We start from the raw sequence: 19,606 nt of genomic DNA on the forward strand, positions 1-19,606 counted from the left end.
CGTTGTCTTTAAAACCATCGCGAGCAAGGCTCGCGCCTACATGGAGGTGAAACCATGACCCTCTCGACGCTCGGCGATACCCAGGATTTTCACGACTTTCTAGATGCCTATCGCCGGCAGTACCCGGACGATGTGCTGACCGTCCAACATTGCCTTTCTGCCGATCAGGACGTCACCGCCCTGGTCGATGCCTTGACCTCACAAGGTCGCGATCCCCTGCTGATTTGCGAAAAAGTCGGCAACTTCGGCGCCCCCGTGGTCACCAACCTGTTCGCTTCCCGCAGCCGAATCGCCCGGATGTTCGGCGTTGCCCCGGCGCAACTGCACGAAACTTTCCAGCAACGCGCCAATAACCCCATCGCCCCGCGCTACGTGGAAAGCGGCCCAGTGTTGGATGAAATCTTCGAAGGCGAAGCCGTGGACCTGGCATTGCTGCCGATGCTCAAGCATTTCGCCAGTGACCGCGGGCCATACATCACCAACGCGATCATCATCGCCGAAGACCCGCTCACCGGCATCGCCAACATGAGCTATCACCGCTCGATGCGCCATGCCCGGCAGACCCTGGCCACCAGCCTGCATTCGCGCGGCCACTTGTGGCGCATGCTGCAAACCGCCCGCGAGCGTGGCGAAGAATTGCGCGTGGCCATGGTGGTCGGTGCGCACCCATTGTTCATGCTCGCCGCTGCCGCACGCTTGCCCTTCGGCAGCGATGAGCGCGCAGTGGCCGGGGGCTTGTTCGGTGCGCCGCTGGAGCTGGTGAAAACCCCGCGCTATGGCATCGGCGTGCCGGCGTACGCGGAATTCGTCCTGGAAGGCGCCATTGACCCGGCGGCCTATGCCGAAGAAGGTCCGTTCGGTGAATTCAGCGGCTATTCCTCGGATCGCTCGACCAACAATGTGCTGCGGGTCGACACCCTGATGCGGCGCAAGGACGCCTGGTTGGTGGATGTGGTCGGTGGTCGTTATGCCGAGCACCTGACCCTAGCGCGACTGCCAAGGGAAGCGGAGATGAGTGAAAAGCTCAAGGCCCGGTTCCCCGCCGTGACGGCCGTGCATTACCCGAATTCCGGCACGCATTTTCACTGCTACGTGGCGCTGGACCAGAGCCGTGACGGCGAGGCACGGCAGATCATGCTGGCGTTACTCGGCTGGGACCCGTATCTGAAAACCGTGATCGCGGTGGACAGCGATATCGACATCAGCGACGACAGCCAGGTGCTGTGGGCGCTGGCCACCCACTTCCAGCCGCACCAGGACCTGTTCGTCATCGACGGTTTGCCCGGCAGCCCGCTGGACCCTTCCTCCTCGGTCAACGGCACCACCTCGCGCATGGGCCTGGACGCTACGCGCGGTTCAGGATTCGACGGGATCAAGGCGCAGCTCGACCAGGATGTGCTGGAGCGCGCGCGCAATCTGCTCAGGAGCTTTGCGTCATGAATCGCCAGCGCATGGTGGTGGGCATCAGCGGTGCATCGGGTTTCATCTATGGCGTGCGCCTGCTGCAATTGCTCGCCGAACTGGACATCGAAAGCCACTTGATCATCAGCCGCGCGGCGCTGCTGACCATGGCCCACGAAACCGACTACAAACTGGCCGACGTCATTGCGCTGGCCAGCCACTACCACCGCGCTGACGATGTGGCCGCCGGGATCGCCAGCGGTTCGTTCCGCTGCCTGGGCATGGTCGTTGCGCCGTGTTCCATGCGCACCCTGGCGGAAATCGCCACCGGCACTTCATCGGGCCTGATCGGTCGCGCGGCCGACGTCACACTCAAGGAGCGCCGCACGCTGGTGTTGATGGCCCGGGAGACTCCGCTGACCCTCGCCCATCTGCGCAACATGACCGCCGTGACCGAAATGGGCGGCATCATCGCCCCGCCCGTCCCGGCCTTCTACGCCCGCCCGCAAGGCCTTGCGCAAATGGTCGATCACAGCCTCGGCCGGGTCCTCGATCTGTTTGGGCTCGATGCGGGCACTGCGATGCGCTGGGGCGAACACACAAAACCCTGTGGGAGCGAGCTTGCTCGCGATAGCGGTAGATCAGTTGCCATCTCTGCTGAATGAAATACCGCAATCGCTGGCAAGCCAGCTCCCACAGTGGATCGCATTCCGACAAATAACACAGGCAAGGAGCATCACATGAACACGCCCTTCAACGCCCCGACCCCGAACACCAAAATCCCGGTGACCATCCTCACCGGGTTCCTCGGCGCCGGCAAAACCACCCTGCTCAACTACATCCTTAAAGAGAACCATGGCCGAAAAATCGCCGTGATCGAAAACGAATTCGGCGAAGTCGGCATCGACGGTGATTTGGTGCTCAGCTCCGAAACCGAAGAAATCTACGAGATGGTCAACGGCTGCGTGTGCTGCACCGCCGAAGTCCGCGAGGATTTGGTGCGCATCGTCCGCGAACTGGTGGCGCGCCCGGTGCGGCTCGATCACATCCTGATCGAAACCAGTGGCCTGGCTGACCCGTATCCGGTGGCCCAGAGCTTTTTCATCAATGACCCGATTGCCGATGAAGTCGAGCTCGATGCCATCGTCACCATGGTCGACGCCAAGCACATCGCCCAGCACCTGGAAGACCTGCAACTCGATGGCGTGGACAATCAGGCGGTGGACCAGATTGTCTGCGCCGACCGTATTGTCATCAACAAGGTCGACCTGGTCAGCGCCGCCGAAGTGGCGTCCCTGAGCGACAAGATCCGCGGCCTCAACGCCACGGCGGATCTGGTGACTTGCAGCTACGCCGAAATCGACTTGACCAGGATCCTCGGCATCGGCGCCTTCGAGTCCACGCAAAAACTCATGGAGATCGGCGCCGAGCATGATCATCACGCCGATGAGCACCATCACGATCATGACGATCTGGATCATGACCACGACCCAAGCGTGTCGTCGGTAGGCATTGCCGTGGACGCTGCGGTCAACCTCGGCGACTTTCACCGCTGGATCACGCAGTTGCGCACCGAGCAGGCCGACAACCTGTACCGCATGAAGGGTGTGCTGGCGGTCGCCGATCAGGATCAGCGTTATGTGCTGCAGGGCGTGCACAGCCTCGTCGAGTTCCGCGCATCAACCCTGTGGGGCAGCGAACCGCGCTCCAGCAAGATCGTGTTCATCGGCCGCGACCTGGACCGCGCAGCCTTGAACCAGGGCTTTGCCGCCTGCCTGGCAGGCTGAACAAAGGCATCGGAGCCGGTGGATGGCGGTTCCGGGGCACACGAATGACTGATGCCAGTCCGAAAAAACGCCGCAAAACCTGTGGGCGCTGGCTTGCCAGCGATAAGGGCGGACACTCACTTTCTTTTCGACTATCAGACCGCTATCGCTGGCAAGCCAGCTCCCACAGTGATCGATGGCGTTCCCGCAATTGGCATCAGAACGAATACCCCTCTCTACAGCATAAAAACAGCAAGAGGTGTTTCCCCATGTCGTCAGCCACTACCCCAGCAAAACCCGTCACCCTCCATCCCGTCGACCAGGTGTTATCGGTACGACAAATGCTCACCCTCGGCCTGCAACACATGGCCGTCTCGTACATCGGCGCCATCGCCGTGCCGTTGATTGTCGCCAGCGCCTTGAAGATGTCACAGGCCGACACCGTGGTGTTGATCAGCACCACGCTGTTCTGTTCCGGCATCGCCACCCTCCTGCAAACCGTCGGTTTCTGGAAATTCGGCGTGCGCCTGCCGATCCTCCAGGGCGTGGCCTTCAGCAGCGTCGGCCCCGTCATCGCCATCGGCAGCAACCCGGAGGTCGGTTTCGCCGGGGTTTGCGGGGCGGTGATCGGCGCGGGGATTTTCACCATGCTCGCCGCGCCGTTCGTGGGACGCTTGCGGCGGTTCTTTCCGCCGGTAGTCACCGGGTGCATTGTCACGGTGATCGGCTTGCAGCTGTTTCCGATTGCCTATGAGTGGGTCGGCGGCGGGCGTCATGCCGCTGATTTCGGCGCACCGGCCTACCTTGCGGTGGCAGCGGTGGTGTTGCTCACCATCCTGCTGGTCAACCGCTATGGCAGCCCGATGCTGCGCAACATGGCGGTGCTGGTGGGCATGCTGGTGGGTGCGGGGCTCGCCTATGGGCTGGGCATGGGCAGCTTTCACAGCGTGCAGGAATCCCCCTGGCTGACCGTGCCCTACCCGTTCTATTTCGGCCTGCCGACCTTCAGCCTGATCCCCATTGCCACCATGGTGGTGGTGATGATCGTGCAGATGGTCGAGTCCATGGGCCTGTTCGTGGCCATCGGCGACATCGTCGACAAACCGGTGGAAGACAAACAGGTGATCAACGGCCTGCGCGCCAACGGCCTGGCCAGCACCATCGCCGGGATGTTCGCTGCGTTTCCGTTCATTGCCTTCATGGAAAACGTCGGTCTGGTGATCCTCACCGGCGTGCGCAGTCGTTGGGTGGTGGCCGTCAGCGGCTTGTTGATGTGCTCGGTGGCCCTGGTGCCCAAGGCCGGCGCGATCATTGCGTCGATGCCGACCGCGGCGCTTGGCGGAGCCGGGATTGCCATGTTCGGTGTGGTCGCGGCGGCAGGCATACAGACCCTGGCCAAGGTCGACTACGAGCGCAATCGCTACAACGTGCTGATCGTCGGTTTCACCATCGCCGCCGCCCTGGTGCCGGTGCTGGCCCCGGCCTTGTTCAAGCAACTTCCCGAGTGGTCGCAGCCGTTCCTGCACAGCAGCGTGGTGATCGCCTGCCTGGTGTCGGTGTTGCTCAACGCCGCTCTCAACGGTGTCAGCGTGCCTGATGCCGCCACCAGCAAATCCGCTTCCCACAGCCTCTGACTGGAGCCACTCATGACTCAACTGCAAAACATCCTGATCAAAAACCCGCAGGCGGTGATGACCGGCCTGCGCGGCCCGCGTGCCCGGGCCGGTGCCGTGGACATTCGAATCGTCAACGGGCGCATCGCCGAAATGGCTGCCAACCTCGAAGCGCAACCCGGTGAACGGGTCATCGATGCGCGTCACTCGGTGGTCTATCCGGGCTGGATCAACACCCACCATCACCTGTTCCAGAACCTGCTCAAAGCCGTGCCGGAAGGTTTGAATCAAGACCTGCAAGGCTGGCTGGCCAGCGTGCCCTACCCACGCCTCAACCGATTCACGCCACAACTGGCGCGCATCGCCGCACGACTGGGAATGGCCGAGTTGCTGCTCTCGGGGGTAACGACCTGCGCCGATCACCACTACCTCTATCACGCCCACGGCACCACCGAGACCGGCGACCTGTTGTTTGACCTGGCCGATGAATTCGGTCTGCGTTTTGTGCTGTGCCGGGGCGGTGCGCTGGAGTCCGCCAGCGCCCATCCCGGATTCTCGAAAACCGCGCTGCAACCGGAAACCCTGGAGCAGATGGTCGGCGATATCGAACGCCTGAAGTCGCGGTATCACCAGGACACTCCGGATGCGATGCGCCGGGTGGTGGTGGCACCGACGACTCCGACTTTTTCTCTGCCGCCCACCCTGCTGCGGGAACTGGCGCACACGGCCCGTGGCCTCGGTTTGCGCTTGCACACGCACCTGTCCGAGACGCAGAACTACGTGAATTTCTGCCGCGACAAGTACAACTGCCTGCCGGTGGAGTTCGTCGCCGAGCACGAATGGCTCGGCCCGGACGTCTGGTTCGCCCATGCGGTGCACCTGCAACCCGCTGAAATCCGCATGCTCGCGCAAACCGGCACCGGCGTTTCCCACTGCCCGGTGAGCAATGCGCGTTTGGGCAGCGGCGTTGCGCCAATCCCGCAGATGTTCGAGGCGGGCGTACCGATCTCACTTGGCGTCGATGGCGTGGCCTCCAACGAGTCAGGGAGCATGGTCGGTGAAGCCAACACCGCGTGGTTGATTCACCGGGCGGAACAAGGCGCATCAGCCACCACGGCCGAAGATGTCATTCACTGGGGTACGGCAGGTGGTGCGCAGGTGCTCGGGCTGGGCGCGGTCGGCACGCTTGAAGTGGGCCAAGCGGCGGACCTGGTGGTTTATGGCCTGGACCATCCGCGGTTCTTCGGCTTCCACGACATTGCCGTGGCGCCCGTGGTGGCGGGTGAACCGATCGCGGTGCGCTACAGCCTGGTAGGCGGTCGCGTGGTGGTCGATGACGGCGTGATTCCGGGGCTGGATGTACAGCGGATGCGCGCCGAGGCGTGGGATGGGGTGAGGCAGTTGATGAACGTCGACGAATAACCCCCCGCCGCACCTGTCCCCCTGTAGGAGCGAGCCGGATCCGGGCGGCTCGCTCCTACAGGGTTTACCGCTCAGCCTTCGCCACCGCTGCCGAAGCCGCCAGCATCGCCCGCAACAGCACCGCACAGCCGGCGGCCAGGTCATCGGGTGCGGCGTTTTCGATTTCGTTGTGGCTGATGCCGCCTTCGCAAGGCACGAAGATCATGCCGGCCGGGCCGAGTTCGGCAAGGAAGATCGCGTCGTGGCCTGCGCCACTGACGATGTCCATGTGCGACAGGCCCAGGCCTTGAGCGGCACCGCGCACGGCTTCGACGCAACCTTTGTCGAAATACAACGGCGGGAAGTCGGCGGTGGGTGTCAGTTCATACGTCAGGCCATGTTCTTCACAGGTGGTCTCGATGACTTCGCGGACTTCGGCGATCATCGAGTCCAGGCGTGCCGGTTCCAGGTGGCGGAAATCCAGAGTCATGCGCACTTCACCGGGAATGACATTGCGCGAACCGGGATAGGCTTGCAGGCAGCCAACGGTGCCGCAGGCGTGAGGTTGATGGCCGAGTGCGGCACGATTGACCGCACCGACAATCACCGCGGCGCCGACCAGGGCGTCCTTGCGCAGGTGCATCGGCGTCGGCCCGGCGTGGGCTTCGACACCGCGCAGTTTCAGGTCAAACCATTTTTGCCCGAGGGCGCCCATCACTACGCCGATGGTTTTGCGTTCGTCTTCGAGGATCGGGCCTTGCTCGATGTGTGCTTCGAAGTAAGCCCCGACCTTGTGCCCGCTGACCTTGCGCTCCCCCGCATAACCAATGGCATTGAGCGCCTCACCCACCGTCACGCCCTCGGCGTCGACCTTGGCCAGGGTTTCTTCGAGGGTGAATTTTTCCGCGAACACCCCGGAGCCCATCATGCATGGCGCGAAGCGCGAGCCCTCTTCGTTGGTCCAGACCACCACCTCCAGCGGCGCCTCGGTCTCTATCTGCAAATCGTTCAGTGTGCGCAGTACTTCAACGCCGGCCAGTACGCCGAAACAGCCGTCGAACTTGCCGCCGGTGGGTTGGGTATCGATGTGACTGCCGGTCATCACCGGTGGCAGGTTCGGGTTACGTCCTGCACGGCGGGCGAAAATGTTGCCGACGGCGTCGATGCTGACAGTGCAGCCTGCCTCCTCGCACCATCTGACAAAGATGTCCCGGGCCTGTCGGTCCAGATCGGTCAGGGCCAGGCGACAAACGCCGCCCTTGACCGTGGCGCCGAGTTTGGCCAACTCCATGAGCGACTGCCATAGACGATCGCGATCGATGTGCTGATGGGTGGACTGCAGAACGTCAACGGCCGCGTTCATGGGGATCTCCTCAGGCTGTTCTTATCAATTTGTTCAGTTCAATTCTGCGCTGTGCTTTAGGCCGCCATCGCTGGCAAGTCGAATCGTCGCACCGCAGCTCCCACAGGGTTTTGTGAACACCCGAGAAACTTGTGGGAGCTGGCTTGCCAGCGATGAGGCCCTCCTTCACACCGCAGTCTTCGCAACAGACGGGCTGGGGCGCATCACACTCAACCCGTAATAAATCAACCCGCCCAGCGCCGAGCCGGTAAACCAGCCATAACTGTAGAACCAGCTGAACGCGTCGCTGCCCAGCGACAACAACGTCAGCACTACGGGCACACCAAACGCGATGAAGCCGCTCCAGTTCCATGCCGGATAGACGTCATCGCGGTACAGCCCGGCGAGATCCAGTTGCTGTTTCTTGATCAGGAAATAGTCCACCACCATGATCCCTGCGATCGGCCCAAGCAGGCTGGAATACCCGAGCAACCAATTGGAGTAGACGGTTTCCAGACTGATGTCCGAGACGATCAGCCCGAGCTTTTTCAGCAGTTCATGGGCCATCAATGCCAGACCGACAAACCCGGTCAGCAGCACGGCGTTGGTGCGGTTGATCACCTTGGGCGCGATATTCTGGAAGTCATTGGTCGGCGACACGATGTTGGCGGCGGTATTGGTTGACAGTGTGGCGATGATGATCAGCGCCATCGCCAGCGCCACCCACATCGGGCTCTGGATGTGGCCGATCAGGGTCACTGGATCGGACACGGTCACCCCCACCAGTTTCACCGAAGCCGCGGTCATCACCACGCCCAGGGACGCGAACAGAAACATGGTCAGCGGCAGACCGATGATCTGCCCGACGATCTGATCCTTCTGGCTTTTTGCGTAGCGACTGAAGTCCGGAATGTTCAGCGACAAGGTGGCCCAGAAGCCGACCATCGCCGTCAGCCCGGCCGCGAAGTAACTCGCCACGCCAGCGCCTTCGGGACGCTTGGCCGGGATCGCCAGCAATTCGGTCATCGAGACATTGGGCATCGCCCACACCAACAGACCCACTCCCACCGCTACCAACAACGGTGCAGAAAGGGTTTCCAGCCATTTGATCGACTCGGCGCCGCGAATCACCACCCACAGGTTCAGCGCCCAGAACACCATGAAACCAATCACTTCACCGGTGCCGCCCAGGGATTTCCAGCCCTCGAACACCGAACCGAGGAACAGATGAATCGCCAGGCCGCCAAACATCGTTTGAATGCCGAACCAGCCACACGCCACCAGCGCCCGGATCAGGCACGGAATGTTGGAACCGAGGATGCCAAAGGACGACCGCAGCAACACCGGAAACGGGATGCCGTACTTGGTGCCGGGGAAGGCATTCAACGTCAGTGGAATCAGGACAATGATGTTGGCAAACAGAATCGCCAACAGCGCTTCGCCGACGCTCAGGCCGAAGTACGCGGTCAACACGCCGCCCAGGGTATAGGTCGGCACGCAAATCGCCATGCCGACCCACAGTGCGGTGATGTGCCATTTGTTCCAGGTTCGTTCACGCACCTTGGTCGGCGCGATATCGTGGTTATAACGGGGACTGTCGAGGACATCGCTGCCGGCTTCGAGCTCGAACAAGCCGTCCCGCTCGGTCACTTGCGATCTGATCTGTTGCATGGCCGCTCCACTGTTCTTTTGATTATTGTTGCTCATCAGGGACTGGCGGAATCAATAAACGTGCCGAGTGCCCCGCTTGCGCATCGGGCAGTTCCATAACTCTTTGCAACCAACTGATGTTTATCGGTTTTATTGACTGAATGAAGTATGTGCCGTGCCACTCAGGCCGAATGCCAGGCAAGTTGTCCGAACAGTCAGGACTCAATCTGGTGCGTGAATTTTTTTTCAAAGTCGCGCATACACCATAGACCAATCTCAAACAGCTGATTTCACATAAGAAATCTTGACCATATTTAGATCCTGTCAAGTGCGTCAAAATGGTGAGCGGCCTCACCATTTTGGTGAATTTCAAGTTAAACCTATATTTTTCATATAGTTATGAAAGGAATAAGCTTATAAAAAATATTCTTGCCGATTCCATAAACTGCAGCTAGCGTTTAATCCTGACAGCGCTGACAGGAATAGCCCTTTCAGCACTCGTTTCATATAAAACACTTAGAACCGGTATCAGCCGGTCATTGCCTGCGAGGAACTCGGAATGTCTCTGTTGATCCGTGGCGCTACCGTTATTACCCATGATGAAAGTTATCGCGCCGACGTATTTTGCGCAGACGGCGTAATCAAGGCCATCGGCGAAAACCTGGATATTCCTGCAGGTGCAGAAATGCTCGATGGCAGCGGCCAGTATCTGATGCCCGGCGGCATCGACCCGCACACGCACATGCAACTGCCCTTCATGGGCACCGTGGCCAGCGAAGACTTCTTCAGTGGCACGGCAGCGGGACTGGCCGGCGGTACCACGTCGATCATCGACTTTGTGATTCCCAATCCGCAGCAGTCCTTGATGGAGGCGTTCCATCAGTGGCGTGGCTGGGCCGAGAAGTCAGCCTCCGACTACGGCTTTCATGTGGCCATTACCTGGTGGAGCGAGCAGGTCCGTGAAGAGATGGCTGAGTTGGTGATCCACCATGGAGTCAATAGCTTCAAGCATTTCATGGCTTACAAGAACGCGATCATGGCCGCCGATGACACCCTGGTGGCGAGTTTCGAGCGCTGCCTGGAATTGGGTGCAGTGCCCACCGTGCATGCCGAAAACGGTGAGTTGGTCTATCACCTGCAACGCAAACTGATGGCCCAGGGTATGACCGGGCCGGAAGCGCATCCGCTGTCGCGCCCTTCGCAAGTTGAAGGCGAAGCCGCGAGCCGGGCGATCCGCATTGCCGAAACCCTCGGCACGCCGCTGTATCTGGTGCATGTCTCGACCAAGGAAGCCCTCGATGAAATCACCTACGCCCGGGCCAAGGGCCAACCGGTCTACGGCGAAGTGCTGGCCGGGCACTTGTTGCTGGACGACAGCGTCTATCAGCACCCGGACTGGCAGACCGCCGCTGGCTACGTGATGAGTCCGCCGTTCCGCCCTCGGGGTCATCAAGAGGCGCTCTGGCATGGCTTGCAAGCGGGCAACCTGCACACGACCGCCACCGACCACTGTTGTTTCTGCGCCGAGCAAAAAGCCGCGGGCAAGGATGATTTCAGCAAAATTCCCAACGGCACGGCCGGTATCGAAGACCGCATGGCGGTGCTGTGGGATGAAGGTGTGAATACCGGGCGCTTTTCGATGCAGCAATTCGTCGCGCTGACGTCCACCAACACCGCAAAGATCTTCAACCTCTATCCGCGCAAAGGCGCGATCCGGGTCGGCGCCGATGCCGATTTGGTGCTGTGGGACCCGCAGGGCACGCGGACCATTTCCGCCAAGACCCATCACCAGCAGGTCGACTTCAACATCTTCGAAGGCAAGACCGTGCGCGGCGTGCCGAGCCATACCATCAGCCAGGGACGCGTGGTCTGGGCCGATGGCGACCTGCGCGCAGAACGGGGTGCCGGGCGCTATATCGAACGGCCGGCGTATCCGGCGGTGTTTGATTTGCTGAGCAAGCGGGCGGAGTTGAATCAGCCCACGCCCGTGAAACGCTGACCCGATTCCCTGTGGCGAGGGAGCTTGCTCCCGCTGGACTGCGCAGCAGGCCGGATTTGGGGCGGCTTCGCCACCCAGCGGGAGAAGCTCCCTCGCCACAGGGTGAAACAAAGAACAGTGCCCGTTCAGAGGCAGCACCTCAATTCACCGTGAGGCCAAAAACCGTGATCAAGACCCTCGACCATCTCCCGCACCCCGCCGAGAGCGCCGCCGCCCTCGCCGGCCATTTCACCGATCTGGCGCCCCCGCTCAATGATCGCCAGGCGCATCTGGAGGCCTCGCGCTGCCTGTATTGCTACGACGCGCCGTGCGTGAACGCCTGCCCGAGCGAGATCGATATCCCTTCGTTCATCCGCAATATCCAGCAGGAAAACGTGCAAGGTGCGGCGCAGAAAATCCTCTCGGCCAACATTCTCGGCGGCAGCTGCGCCCGGGTTTGCCCGACGGAAATCCTTTGCCAGCAAGCCTGCGTGCGCAACAACGCCCAAGAGTGTGCGCCAGTGCTGATTGGCCTGTTGCAGCGCTATGCCGTGGACAACGCGCACTTCAGTGAGCACCCGTTCCCCCGCGCCGCCGCAACCGGCAAACGCATCGCCGTGGTCGGCGCCGGTCCGGCCGGGCTGTCCTGTGCGCACCGCAGTGCCATGCACGGGCATGACGTGGTCATTTTCGAGGCCCGGGACAAGGCTGGCGGACTTAACGAATACGGGATCGCCAAGTACAAACTGGTGGACGACTACGCGCAAAAGGAACTGGATTTTCTGCTGCAAATCGGCGGCATCGAAATCCGTCACGGACAAAAACTCGGTGACAACCTGAGCCTGAGCGAGCTGCATCAACAATTCGACGCGGTGTTTCTCGGCCTCGGTCTGGCAGCGAGCAAGCAACTGGGGCTGACCCACGAAGACGCACCGGGGCTTCTGGCCGCGACCGATTACATCCGCGAACTGCGCCAGGCCGATGACCTCACCCAGCTACCGCTTGCCGAGCATTGCATCGTCCTCGGCGCAGGCAACACCGCCATCGACATGGCCGTGCAAATGGCCCGCCTCGGTGCTCACGATGTCAACCTGGTGTACCGCCGTGGCGTCGAGGACATGGGCGCCACCCACCACGAGCAAGACATCGCCAAGGCCAATCAAGTGCGCTTGTTGACCTGGGCCCAACCGCAAGAAGTGCTGCTCGATGACGCTGGCCGGGTGCGCGGCATGCGTTTCGCCCGCACCCATCTGGTCGAAGGACGCCTGCAAACCACCGGCGAAACGTTCGAACTGGCCGCCGACGCCATCTTCAAAGCCATCGGCCAGGCCTTTGACAGCAGCGCCCTCGCCGACCCATTGGCCCGTGAACTCAAGCGTCAGGGCGAGCGCATCGAAGTCGATGAAAACCTTCGAACCAGCATTCCCGGGGTGTATGCCGGTGGCGATTGCACCAGCCTCGACCAGGACCTGACCGTACAAGCGGTGCAACACGGCAAGCGTGCCGCCGAGGCGATCAACACTCAACTGATGCTCAACGTGGAGGCTGCGTAAATGGCCGATCTGTCGATTGTCTTCGCTGGCATCAAGTCGCCCAATCCGTTCTGGCTGGCCTCCGCGCCGCCGACCGACAAGGCTTACAACGTGGTCCGCGCCTTCGAGGCGGGCTGGGGCGGTGTGGTCTGGAAAACCCTGGGTGAAGACCCGGCGGCGGTGAACGTATCGTCACGCTATTCGGCGCATTTCGGGCCGAACCGTGAAGTGCTGGGTTTCAACAACATAGAACTGATCACCGACCGCTCGCTGGAGATCAACCTGCGGGAAATCACCCAGGTGAAAAAAGATTGGCCGGACCGCGCATTGATCGTGTCGTTGATGGTGCCTTGCGTCGAAGAGTCCTGGAAACACATTCTGCCGCTGGTGGAGGCCACGGGCGCCGACGGTATCGAGTTGAACTTCGGTTGCCCCCACGGCATGCCGGAACGCGGCATGGGTGCGGCGGTCGGCCAGGTGCCGGAATACGTCGAACAGGTCACTCGTTGGTGCAAGACGTATTGCTCGCTGCCGGTGATCGTCAAGCTCACGCCGAACATCACCGACATCCGCGTCGCCGCCCGCGCGGCTCACCGTGGCGGTGCGGATGCGGTGTCGCTGATCAACACCATCAACTCCATCACCAGCGTCAACCTGGAACGCATGGTCGCCAACCCCATGGTCGGCAGCCAAAGCACCCACGGCGGTTATTGCGGGTCGGCGGTCAAGCCGATTGCCCTGAACATGGTCGCTGAAATTGCCCGCGACCCGCAGACCCATGGCCTGCCGATCAGTGGCATCGGCGGCATCGGCAACTGGCGCGATGCCGCGGAATTCATCGCGTTGGGCTGTGGTTCGGTGCAGGTCTGCACCGCGGCGATGCTCCACGGTTTCCGGATTGTCGAGGAGATGAAGGACGGGCTGTCGCGCTGGATGGACAGCCAGGGCTACACCAGCATCGCGCAGTTTTCCGGACGCGCGGTGGCCAACACCACGGACTGGAAATACCTGGACATCAACTATCAAGTGATTGCCAAAATCGACCAAGAGGCCTGTATCGGATGCGGTCGTTGCCACATCGCCTGCGAAGACACCTCGCACCAGGCCGTGGCCAGCCTGAAAAATCCCGACGGGACCCATCGTTATGAAGTGATCGATGAAGAATGTGTGGGTTGCAATCTATGCCAGATCACCTGCCCGGTGCAGGATTGTATCGAGATGGTTCCGGTGGACACCGGCAAGCCGTTTCTGGACTGGAACCATGATCCGCGCAATCCGTATCATGTTGCGGGACGGCACTGAATGGCAGTGACGAATGGCGGGGGAAGACAGTCGCTCCCACAGGGATCGCTGGTGTACACAGCAATTGAGTACGCCATAAACCACTGTGGTAGCGGGCTTGCCCGCGATGAGGCCAGCGCTACAACACCAACTTCCAGACTCCTTACCTATCAGTTCTGCTAGTAGACGCCACTCGACATATCTTCGATGCTAACACACAGTCAATTCACCAGCGTGGATCTCGATATGTCGGACTCATCATTGAACATTCTTTGCCGCTATCAATACGACCCACTCGACCGCCTCACGGGCGTCGGGCTACTGGCGGGTAACAGCACACAGCGTTTTTATCAATTGAACCACCTGACTACCGAGCTGGGACAGCAGACGCAACGAACAATCCTGCGCCATGAAGCTCAACTGTTGGCGCAGCAACAAAGTGAAGCAGGGGTTACCGAAAAAACGCTTTTGGTGACCGATCAGGCGCACTCGTTGCTGCAATCCCTTTCGCCAGTTAATTCTCGGAAATTTTCCTATACCGCCTACGGCCATCACCCGAATGTTAGCGGCTTAAGTCGTTTATTCGGGTTTAATGGTGAATATCCTGACGACATTACGGGCCATTATCCATTAGGCCATGGCAATCGATTTTATAATCCTGTGTTGATGCGATTCAATAGCCCGGATGAGCTGAGTCCTTTTGATGACGGGGGAATTAACTCTTATGCTTATTGCGAAAATGATCCGATAAATTTTTTTGATCCTACTGGAAATGCTAAATTCCGCATGCATATTACCGTACTCAACCGTTCTCGCGCATCGGTGATCATTAGGCCTGAACGTCCTTCAGTAATCACTAAACATAGTTCTATAATCAAAGCCCAATCACAAACATCCAGCGCAGTCAGTTCGCCTATTTCAACAAATAGCAACCCAATACAGAACTCACTAACTGATCAGTCCCCCACCAGTTTGCAGCAGCCCGGACTTGGTCGAACGCCCGTCCATCGCGTCCCAATACTAGAGCTTCCAGCGACTACTCGCGGACCAAGATTAAGTGCTAACCCTAGCAGAAGTACTAGACACATCGAAAAACTCAAAGACATTGGACAAGACTATGACGCCCTCAAGAAGAACAACCCAGACTTCATTGCCACCGGCACTCCAACGCAGAGCAAGGAACTTTCAGAAATAAAAAAAAATCTTGACCAAAGTACTACAGCACGCGCACGAGCCAATTACAAAAACGCATTACAAAGGAAAAGCAATATAATTAAACGAGACAACATGCAGGAATTAATTAATTCCACCAAACAGGTCAGAAGCTGACCCCTTGGCTGCAGGAGCCGCTGGATTCCGACCTACGGCTCCAACCCGATCCCCCGCAGAATCACGCCGGTCACCGTCTGTATCGCCCGCTCGAACTGCATGTCCGACAGCGGCTGATGATCATTGAGAATGTTCACCTGGTGGTCGAAGTCGGCGTAGTGCTGGGTCGAGGCCCAGATCATGTACAGCAGGCTTGAAGGCTCCACCGGCAGGATGCGTTTGTCGTCCACCCACTGGCGGATCTTCGCTTCTTTCATCTTGGCCCAGTCATACAGGCTCGCATCCAGCGCCACACCGAGTGTCGGCGCACCGTGGATGATTTCGTTGGCCCAGACTTTCGAGCCATACGGACGGCTGCGCGAATGGTTCATTTTTGCCCGGATGTAGCTGCTGAGCACTACGCGCGGGTCGTCGAACATCTCGAAGCACAGCGCGTCCTGCTTCCAGACTTCCAGCAGGTCGAACAACACCGCGCTGTACAACTCGGTCTTGGTGCTGAAGTAGTAATGCAGGTTGGAGCGCGGAAGGTCTACTTCGGCGGCGATATCGGCCATGGCGGTGCTGCCGAAACCTTTCTCGGCGAAGACTTTTTCGGCCCCCAGCAGGATTTTCTCGACGTTACTGCGACGAATCTCGATCTTGTGATTGCCCATAAGGGCTCCCTGACAACAGCGTTAAACAAGACTATCACCCGCTCTGGCTTGGGGCGACAGGGCAAAACGAGAATCAACCTCCTATCAGCTGCGCGAGTCATCGTATAACTTCCGATTGACAACTCTGAAACGTCCCGTAAATAATCGCCGCCAATGTTGTACGACGACGTATGACAAACAATAAAAACAAAAAAGAAAGGGAACGTCACAGTGAGCAAACACGCGCGCAATTCGTCCATCCGCAGTTCACGCCCCACCTTCGCCCGTCGCCACACCCTCAGCCTGATCGGTTGCAGCAGCCTGGCCCTCGCCCTGCCCATGACCAGCCAGGCCGAAGGCTTTACCGATGACGCCAAAGCCACGCTGAACCTGCGCAATGCCTACTTCAATCGTAACTACACCAACCCTGCCTATCCTCAGGGCAAGGCCGAAGAGTGGACGCAGAACTTCATCCTCGACGCCAAGTCCGGTTTTACCCAAGGCCCGATCGGCTTCGGTGTGGACGTGCTGGGGATGTACTCGCAAAAGCTCGACGGCGGCAAAGGCACCGGTGGTACGCAACTGCTGCCGATACACAGTGACGGCCGCCCCGCCGATAACTTCGGGCGCCTGGGTGTAGCGCTCAAAGGCAAAGTGTCGAAAACCGAGTTGAAAGTCGGCGAGTGGATGCCGGTGCTGCCGATCCTGCGCTCCGACGACGGTCGTTCGCTGCCGCAAACCTTCCAGGGCGGCCAGGTGACTTCCACCGAAATCAGCGGCCTGACCCTTTACGGTGGCCAGTTCCGCCAGAACAGTCCGCGCAACGATGCGAGCATGGAAGACATGTTCATGAACGGCAGATCGGCGGCCTTCAGTTCCGACCGCTTCAACTTCGGCGGTGGTGAATATGCGTTCAACGAAAAGCGCACCCAGGTCGGCGTGTGGTACGCCGAACTCAGCGACCTTTACCAACAGCAGTATTTCAACCTGAGCCACAGTCAACCCATCGGTGCCTGGACCCTGGGTGCCAACCTTGGCTACTTCATCGGCAAGGAAGACGGCAGCGCGCTGGCGGGTGATCTCGACAACAAGACTGCATTCGCCCTGCTCTCGGCCAAGTACGGTGGCCATACCTTTTATGTCGGCTTGCAGAAACTCAGCGGTGACGATGCGTGGATGCGCGTCAACGGCACCAGCGGCGGCACCCTGGCCAACGACAGCTACAACTCCAGCTACGACAACGCCAAGGAAAAATCCTGGCAGGTACGTCACGACTACAACTTCGTCGCCTTGGGCGTTCCGGGCCTGACCCTGATGAACCGCTACATCAGCGGCGACAACGTGCACACCGGCACCGTCACTGACGGCAAGGAATGGGGTCGCGAATCGGAACTGGCCTACACAGTGCAGAGCGGGCCGTTGAAGAACCTCAACGTCAAATGGCGCAACGCGAGCATCCGCAAGAGTTTCAGCACCAACGAATTCGATGAGAACCGCTTGTTCATCAGCTATCCGATTTCGTTGTTGTAAGGGAGATTGATTGCAGGCGCAGAAGCACTGTGGCGAGGGACTGTGGCGAGGGAGCTTGCTCGCGCTGGGTCGCGCAGCGGCCCCCTGCAAACTTCCAATAGTCCCGCTGTGTCTGCGTTCAAGACTGCTCTGCGGCCGAGCGGGAGCAAGCTCCCTCGCCACAGATCAATGGATGCCGATTTAACCCTCCGTCAATTTCCACCAAAGTCGCGTTGACAAGATACAGAAAGCCTAACGATACTCCTGCGTAGTCGTACGACAACCTACAACGAACCAATAACAATAACCGCTTGTTCAGGGATTCCCATGACGACCACTGCAACCGCCCAAACGCCCTTCAATCGCCTGCTGCTGACCGGCGCCGCCGGTGGCCTGGGCAAAGTCTTGCGCGAAAGCCTGCGCCCGTATGCCAACGTCATTCGCCTGTCGGATATCGCCGAGATCGCCCCGGCCATCGATGACCGCGAAGAAGTGGTGCCCTGCGACCTCGCCGACAAGCAAGCCGTGCATCAACTGGTCGAAGGCGTGGACGCCATCCTGCACTTCGGTGGCGTGTCCACCGAGCACTCGTTCGAGCAGATCCTCGGCGCCAACATCTGCGGCGTGTTCCACATCTACGAAGCGGCACGCCGGCATGGCGTCAAACGCGTGATCTTTGCCAGCTCCAACCACGTTATCGGGTTCTACAAGCAAGACGAAGTCATCGATGCCCACTCGCCTCGTCGCCCGGACAGCTACTACGGCTTGTCCAAGTCCTACGGCGAAGACATGGCCACGTTTTACTTCGATCGCTATGGCATCGAGACCGTCAGCGTGCGCATCGGCTCGTCGTTCCCGGAGCCGCATAACCGCCGGATGATGAGCACCTGGCTGAGCTTCGACGATCTGACCCAATTGCTCGAACGCGCGCTGTACACCCCCAACGTCGGTCACACCGTGGTGTACGGCATGTCCGCTAACAAGGACATCTGGTGGGACAACCGCTACGCCGCCCACCTGGGCTACGTCCCACAGGACAGCTCCGAAGTGTTCCGCGAAAAAATCGAAGCCCAACCGATGCCGGCCGCTGATGATCCGGCGCGGGTCTATCAGGGCGGTGCTTTTTGCGCAGCCGGCCCGTTCGGTGACTGAAGCCAGAACGCTTACCACTTGATCCCACAACAAAAACCCAAGGGAATGAGTTGCCATGCAAGCCGAATTGATTGTCGATGCCCGTAACGCCGTCGGTGAAAGCCCGGTGTGGGTCCCCGAGGAAAATGCCCTGTACTGGGTCGATATTCCTGCCGGTGGCCTGCAACGCTGGAGCGCCGATACCGGGCACGTCCATGCCTGGAAAACCCCGGAAATGCTTGCCTGCATCGCCCGTCATCGCGACGGTGGCTGGGTCGCCGGCATGGAGAGCGGCTTCTTCCATTTGCACACGCACAACGACGGCAGTCTCGACAGCGAGTTACTGGCTGTCGTCGATCACGCCCGCCCCGACATGCGCCTCAACGATGGCCGCTGCGACCGCCAGGGACGTTTCTGGGCCGGCAGCATGGTGCTGAACATGGGCGCCAATGCGGCCAACGGTGCGCTCTATCGCTACAGCGCCGGGCAGCGTGGGCCGCTCGAGGCACAACTGAACGGCTTCATCGTGCCCAATGGCCTGGGTTTCAGCCCGGACGGCAAGACCCTGTACCTGTCGGATTCGCACCCCAACGTGCAATTGATCTGGGCCTTCGACTACGACACCGTCAGTGGCACACCGTCCAACCGCCGAGTGTTCGTCGATATGAACCACTTCGACGGACGCCCCGACGGCGCGGCGGTGGATGCCGACGGCTGCTACTGGATTTGCGCCAACGACGCCGGCTTGATCCATCGTTTTACCCCTGACGGCCGTCTTGACCGCTCACTCAGCGTACCGGTGAAAAAACCCACCATGTGCGCCTTCGGTGGCAGTCGTCTGGACACCTTGTTCGTGACCTCGATTCGCCCGGGTGACGACCATGACGACCAGTCCCTGGCCGGCGGCGTGTTTGCTCTCGACGCTGGTGTCAGAGGCTTGCCCGAACCCCCATTCAACCCCTCGCCAACCGGATTCATAAGCTGACGCTTCTGCTGCACCGCTGTGCCTTGAATAAAAAAAACAACAAAACCGGAGACACC

15 protein-coding genes are annotated in these 19,606 nt (G+C 60.0%); 12 read left to right on the forward strand and 3 right to left on the reverse strand.

Going from position 1 to position 19,606, the window contains the following annotated elements:
- Positions 1-54: 54 nt before the first annotated feature.
- The 5 genes from ASD60_RS04645 to ASD60_RS04665 all read left to right on the forward strand — a co-directional run bounded on the left by ASD60_RS04645 (position 55) and on the right by ASD60_RS04665 (position 6,202).
- Complete coding sequence (locus ASD60_RS04645; RefSeq protein WP_056852866.1) at positions 55-1,440, forward strand: UbiD family decarboxylase; 1,386 nt, start codon at positions 55-57, stop codon at positions 1,438-1,440.
- Positions 1,437-2,066: a UbiX family flavin prenyltransferase gene (locus tag ASD60_RS04650; RefSeq protein WP_056852867.1), complete on the forward strand. Its 630-nt coding sequence runs from the start codon at positions 1,437-1,439 to the stop codon at positions 2,064-2,066. Before ASD60_RS04645 ends, ASD60_RS04650 begins: the two co-directional genes overlap by 4 nt.
- Positions 2,067-2,141: 75 nt before the next feature.
- On the forward strand, positions 2,142-3,188 hold the full coding sequence (locus ASD60_RS04655) for a CobW family GTP-binding protein (RefSeq protein WP_056852868.1): 1,047 nt from the start codon (positions 2,142-2,144) through the stop codon (positions 3,186-3,188).
- Between the two features lie 248 nt (positions 3,189-3,436).
- Positions 3,437-4,801 carry a nucleobase:cation symporter-2 family protein gene (locus ASD60_RS04660; RefSeq protein WP_056852869.1) on the forward strand — a complete coding sequence of 455 codons (1,365 nt, stop codon included), beginning with the start codon at positions 3,437-3,439 and terminating at the stop codon, positions 4,799-4,801.
- A 12-nt stretch (positions 4,802-4,813) separates the two neighbouring features.
- Positions 4,814-6,202, forward strand: coding sequence for an amidohydrolase family protein (locus tag ASD60_RS04665; protein WP_056852870.1), 1,389 nt, complete (start codon positions 4,814-4,816; stop codon positions 6,200-6,202).
- 64 nt (positions 6,203-6,266) lie between these two features.
- Here ASD60_RS04665 and ASD60_RS04670 read toward each other — a convergent pair whose 3' ends face one another.
- Both ASD60_RS04670 and ASD60_RS04675 read right to left on the reverse strand, forming a co-directional pair.
- Positions 6,267-7,544, reverse strand: a complete 1,278-nt coding sequence (locus ASD60_RS04670) for a Zn-dependent hydrolase (protein ID WP_056852871.1) — start codon at positions 7,542-7,544, stop codon at positions 6,267-6,269.
- A gap of 165 nt (positions 7,545-7,709) precedes the next feature.
- A complete protein-coding gene (locus tag ASD60_RS04675) occupies positions 7,710-9,194 on the reverse strand; it encodes an NCS1 family nucleobase:cation symporter-1 (RefSeq protein ID WP_056852872.1) in 1,485 nt (494 codons plus the stop codon).
- Between the two features lie 538 nt (positions 9,195-9,732).
- Here ASD60_RS04675 and hydA point away from each other — a divergent pair.
- From hydA to ASD60_RS28005, 4 genes are all read left to right on the forward strand, one after another.
- Positions 9,733-11,172 (forward strand): dihydropyrimidinase, encoded by a 1,440-nt coding sequence (gene hydA, locus ASD60_RS04680; protein ID WP_056852873.1) that lies wholly within the window; start codon positions 9,733-9,735, stop codon positions 11,170-11,172.
- Between the two features lie 164 nt (positions 11,173-11,336).
- Positions 11,337-12,704, forward strand: a complete 1,368-nt coding sequence (locus ASD60_RS04685) for an NAD(P)-dependent oxidoreductase (protein WP_056852874.1) — start codon at positions 11,337-11,339, stop codon at positions 12,702-12,704.
- Complete coding sequence (gene preA / locus ASD60_RS04690; RefSeq protein WP_056852875.1) at positions 12,705-13,985, forward strand: NAD-dependent dihydropyrimidine dehydrogenase subunit PreA; 1,281 nt, start codon at positions 12,705-12,707, stop codon at positions 13,983-13,985.
- A 225-nt stretch (positions 13,986-14,210) separates the two neighbouring features.
- Positions 14,211-15,293: an RHS repeat-associated core domain-containing protein gene (locus ASD60_RS28005; protein ID WP_082557530.1), complete on the forward strand. Its 1,083-nt coding sequence runs from the start codon at positions 14,211-14,213 to the stop codon at positions 15,291-15,293.
- A 32-nt stretch (positions 15,294-15,325) separates the two neighbouring features.
- Here the strand turns inward: ASD60_RS28005 and ASD60_RS04700 are convergent, their stop codons facing one another.
- Positions 15,326-15,946 carry a TetR/AcrR family transcriptional regulator gene (locus ASD60_RS04700; RefSeq protein ID WP_056852877.1) on the reverse strand — a complete coding sequence of 207 codons (621 nt, stop codon included), beginning with the start codon at positions 15,944-15,946 and terminating at the stop codon, positions 15,326-15,328.
- 210 nt (positions 15,947-16,156) lie between these two features.
- Between ASD60_RS04700 and ASD60_RS04705 the strand changes: the two genes are divergently transcribed.
- The 3 genes from ASD60_RS04705 (at position 16,157) to ASD60_RS04715 (ending at position 19,550) form a co-directional block, all read left to right on the forward strand.
- Positions 16,157-17,455 carry an OprD family porin gene (locus ASD60_RS04705; RefSeq protein WP_056852878.1) on the forward strand — a complete coding sequence of 433 codons (1,299 nt, stop codon included), beginning with the start codon at positions 16,157-16,159 and terminating at the stop codon, positions 17,453-17,455.
- 306 nt (positions 17,456-17,761) lie between these two features.
- Positions 17,762-18,586 (forward strand): NAD-dependent epimerase/dehydratase family protein, encoded by an 825-nt coding sequence (locus tag ASD60_RS04710; protein WP_056852879.1) that lies wholly within the window; start codon positions 17,762-17,764, stop codon positions 18,584-18,586.
- A 55-nt stretch (positions 18,587-18,641) separates the two neighbouring features.
- Complete coding sequence (locus tag ASD60_RS04715; protein ID WP_056852880.1) at positions 18,642-19,550, forward strand: SMP-30/gluconolactonase/LRE family protein; 909 nt, start codon at positions 18,642-18,644, stop codon at positions 19,548-19,550.
- The last annotated feature ends 56 nt before the right edge of the window (positions 19,551-19,606 follow it).

Origin of the sequence: Pseudomonas sp. Root562, assembly GCF_001427125.1 — a bacterium.
Classification (GTDB): Bacteria; Pseudomonadota; Gammaproteobacteria; order Pseudomonadales; family Pseudomonadaceae; genus Aquipseudomonas.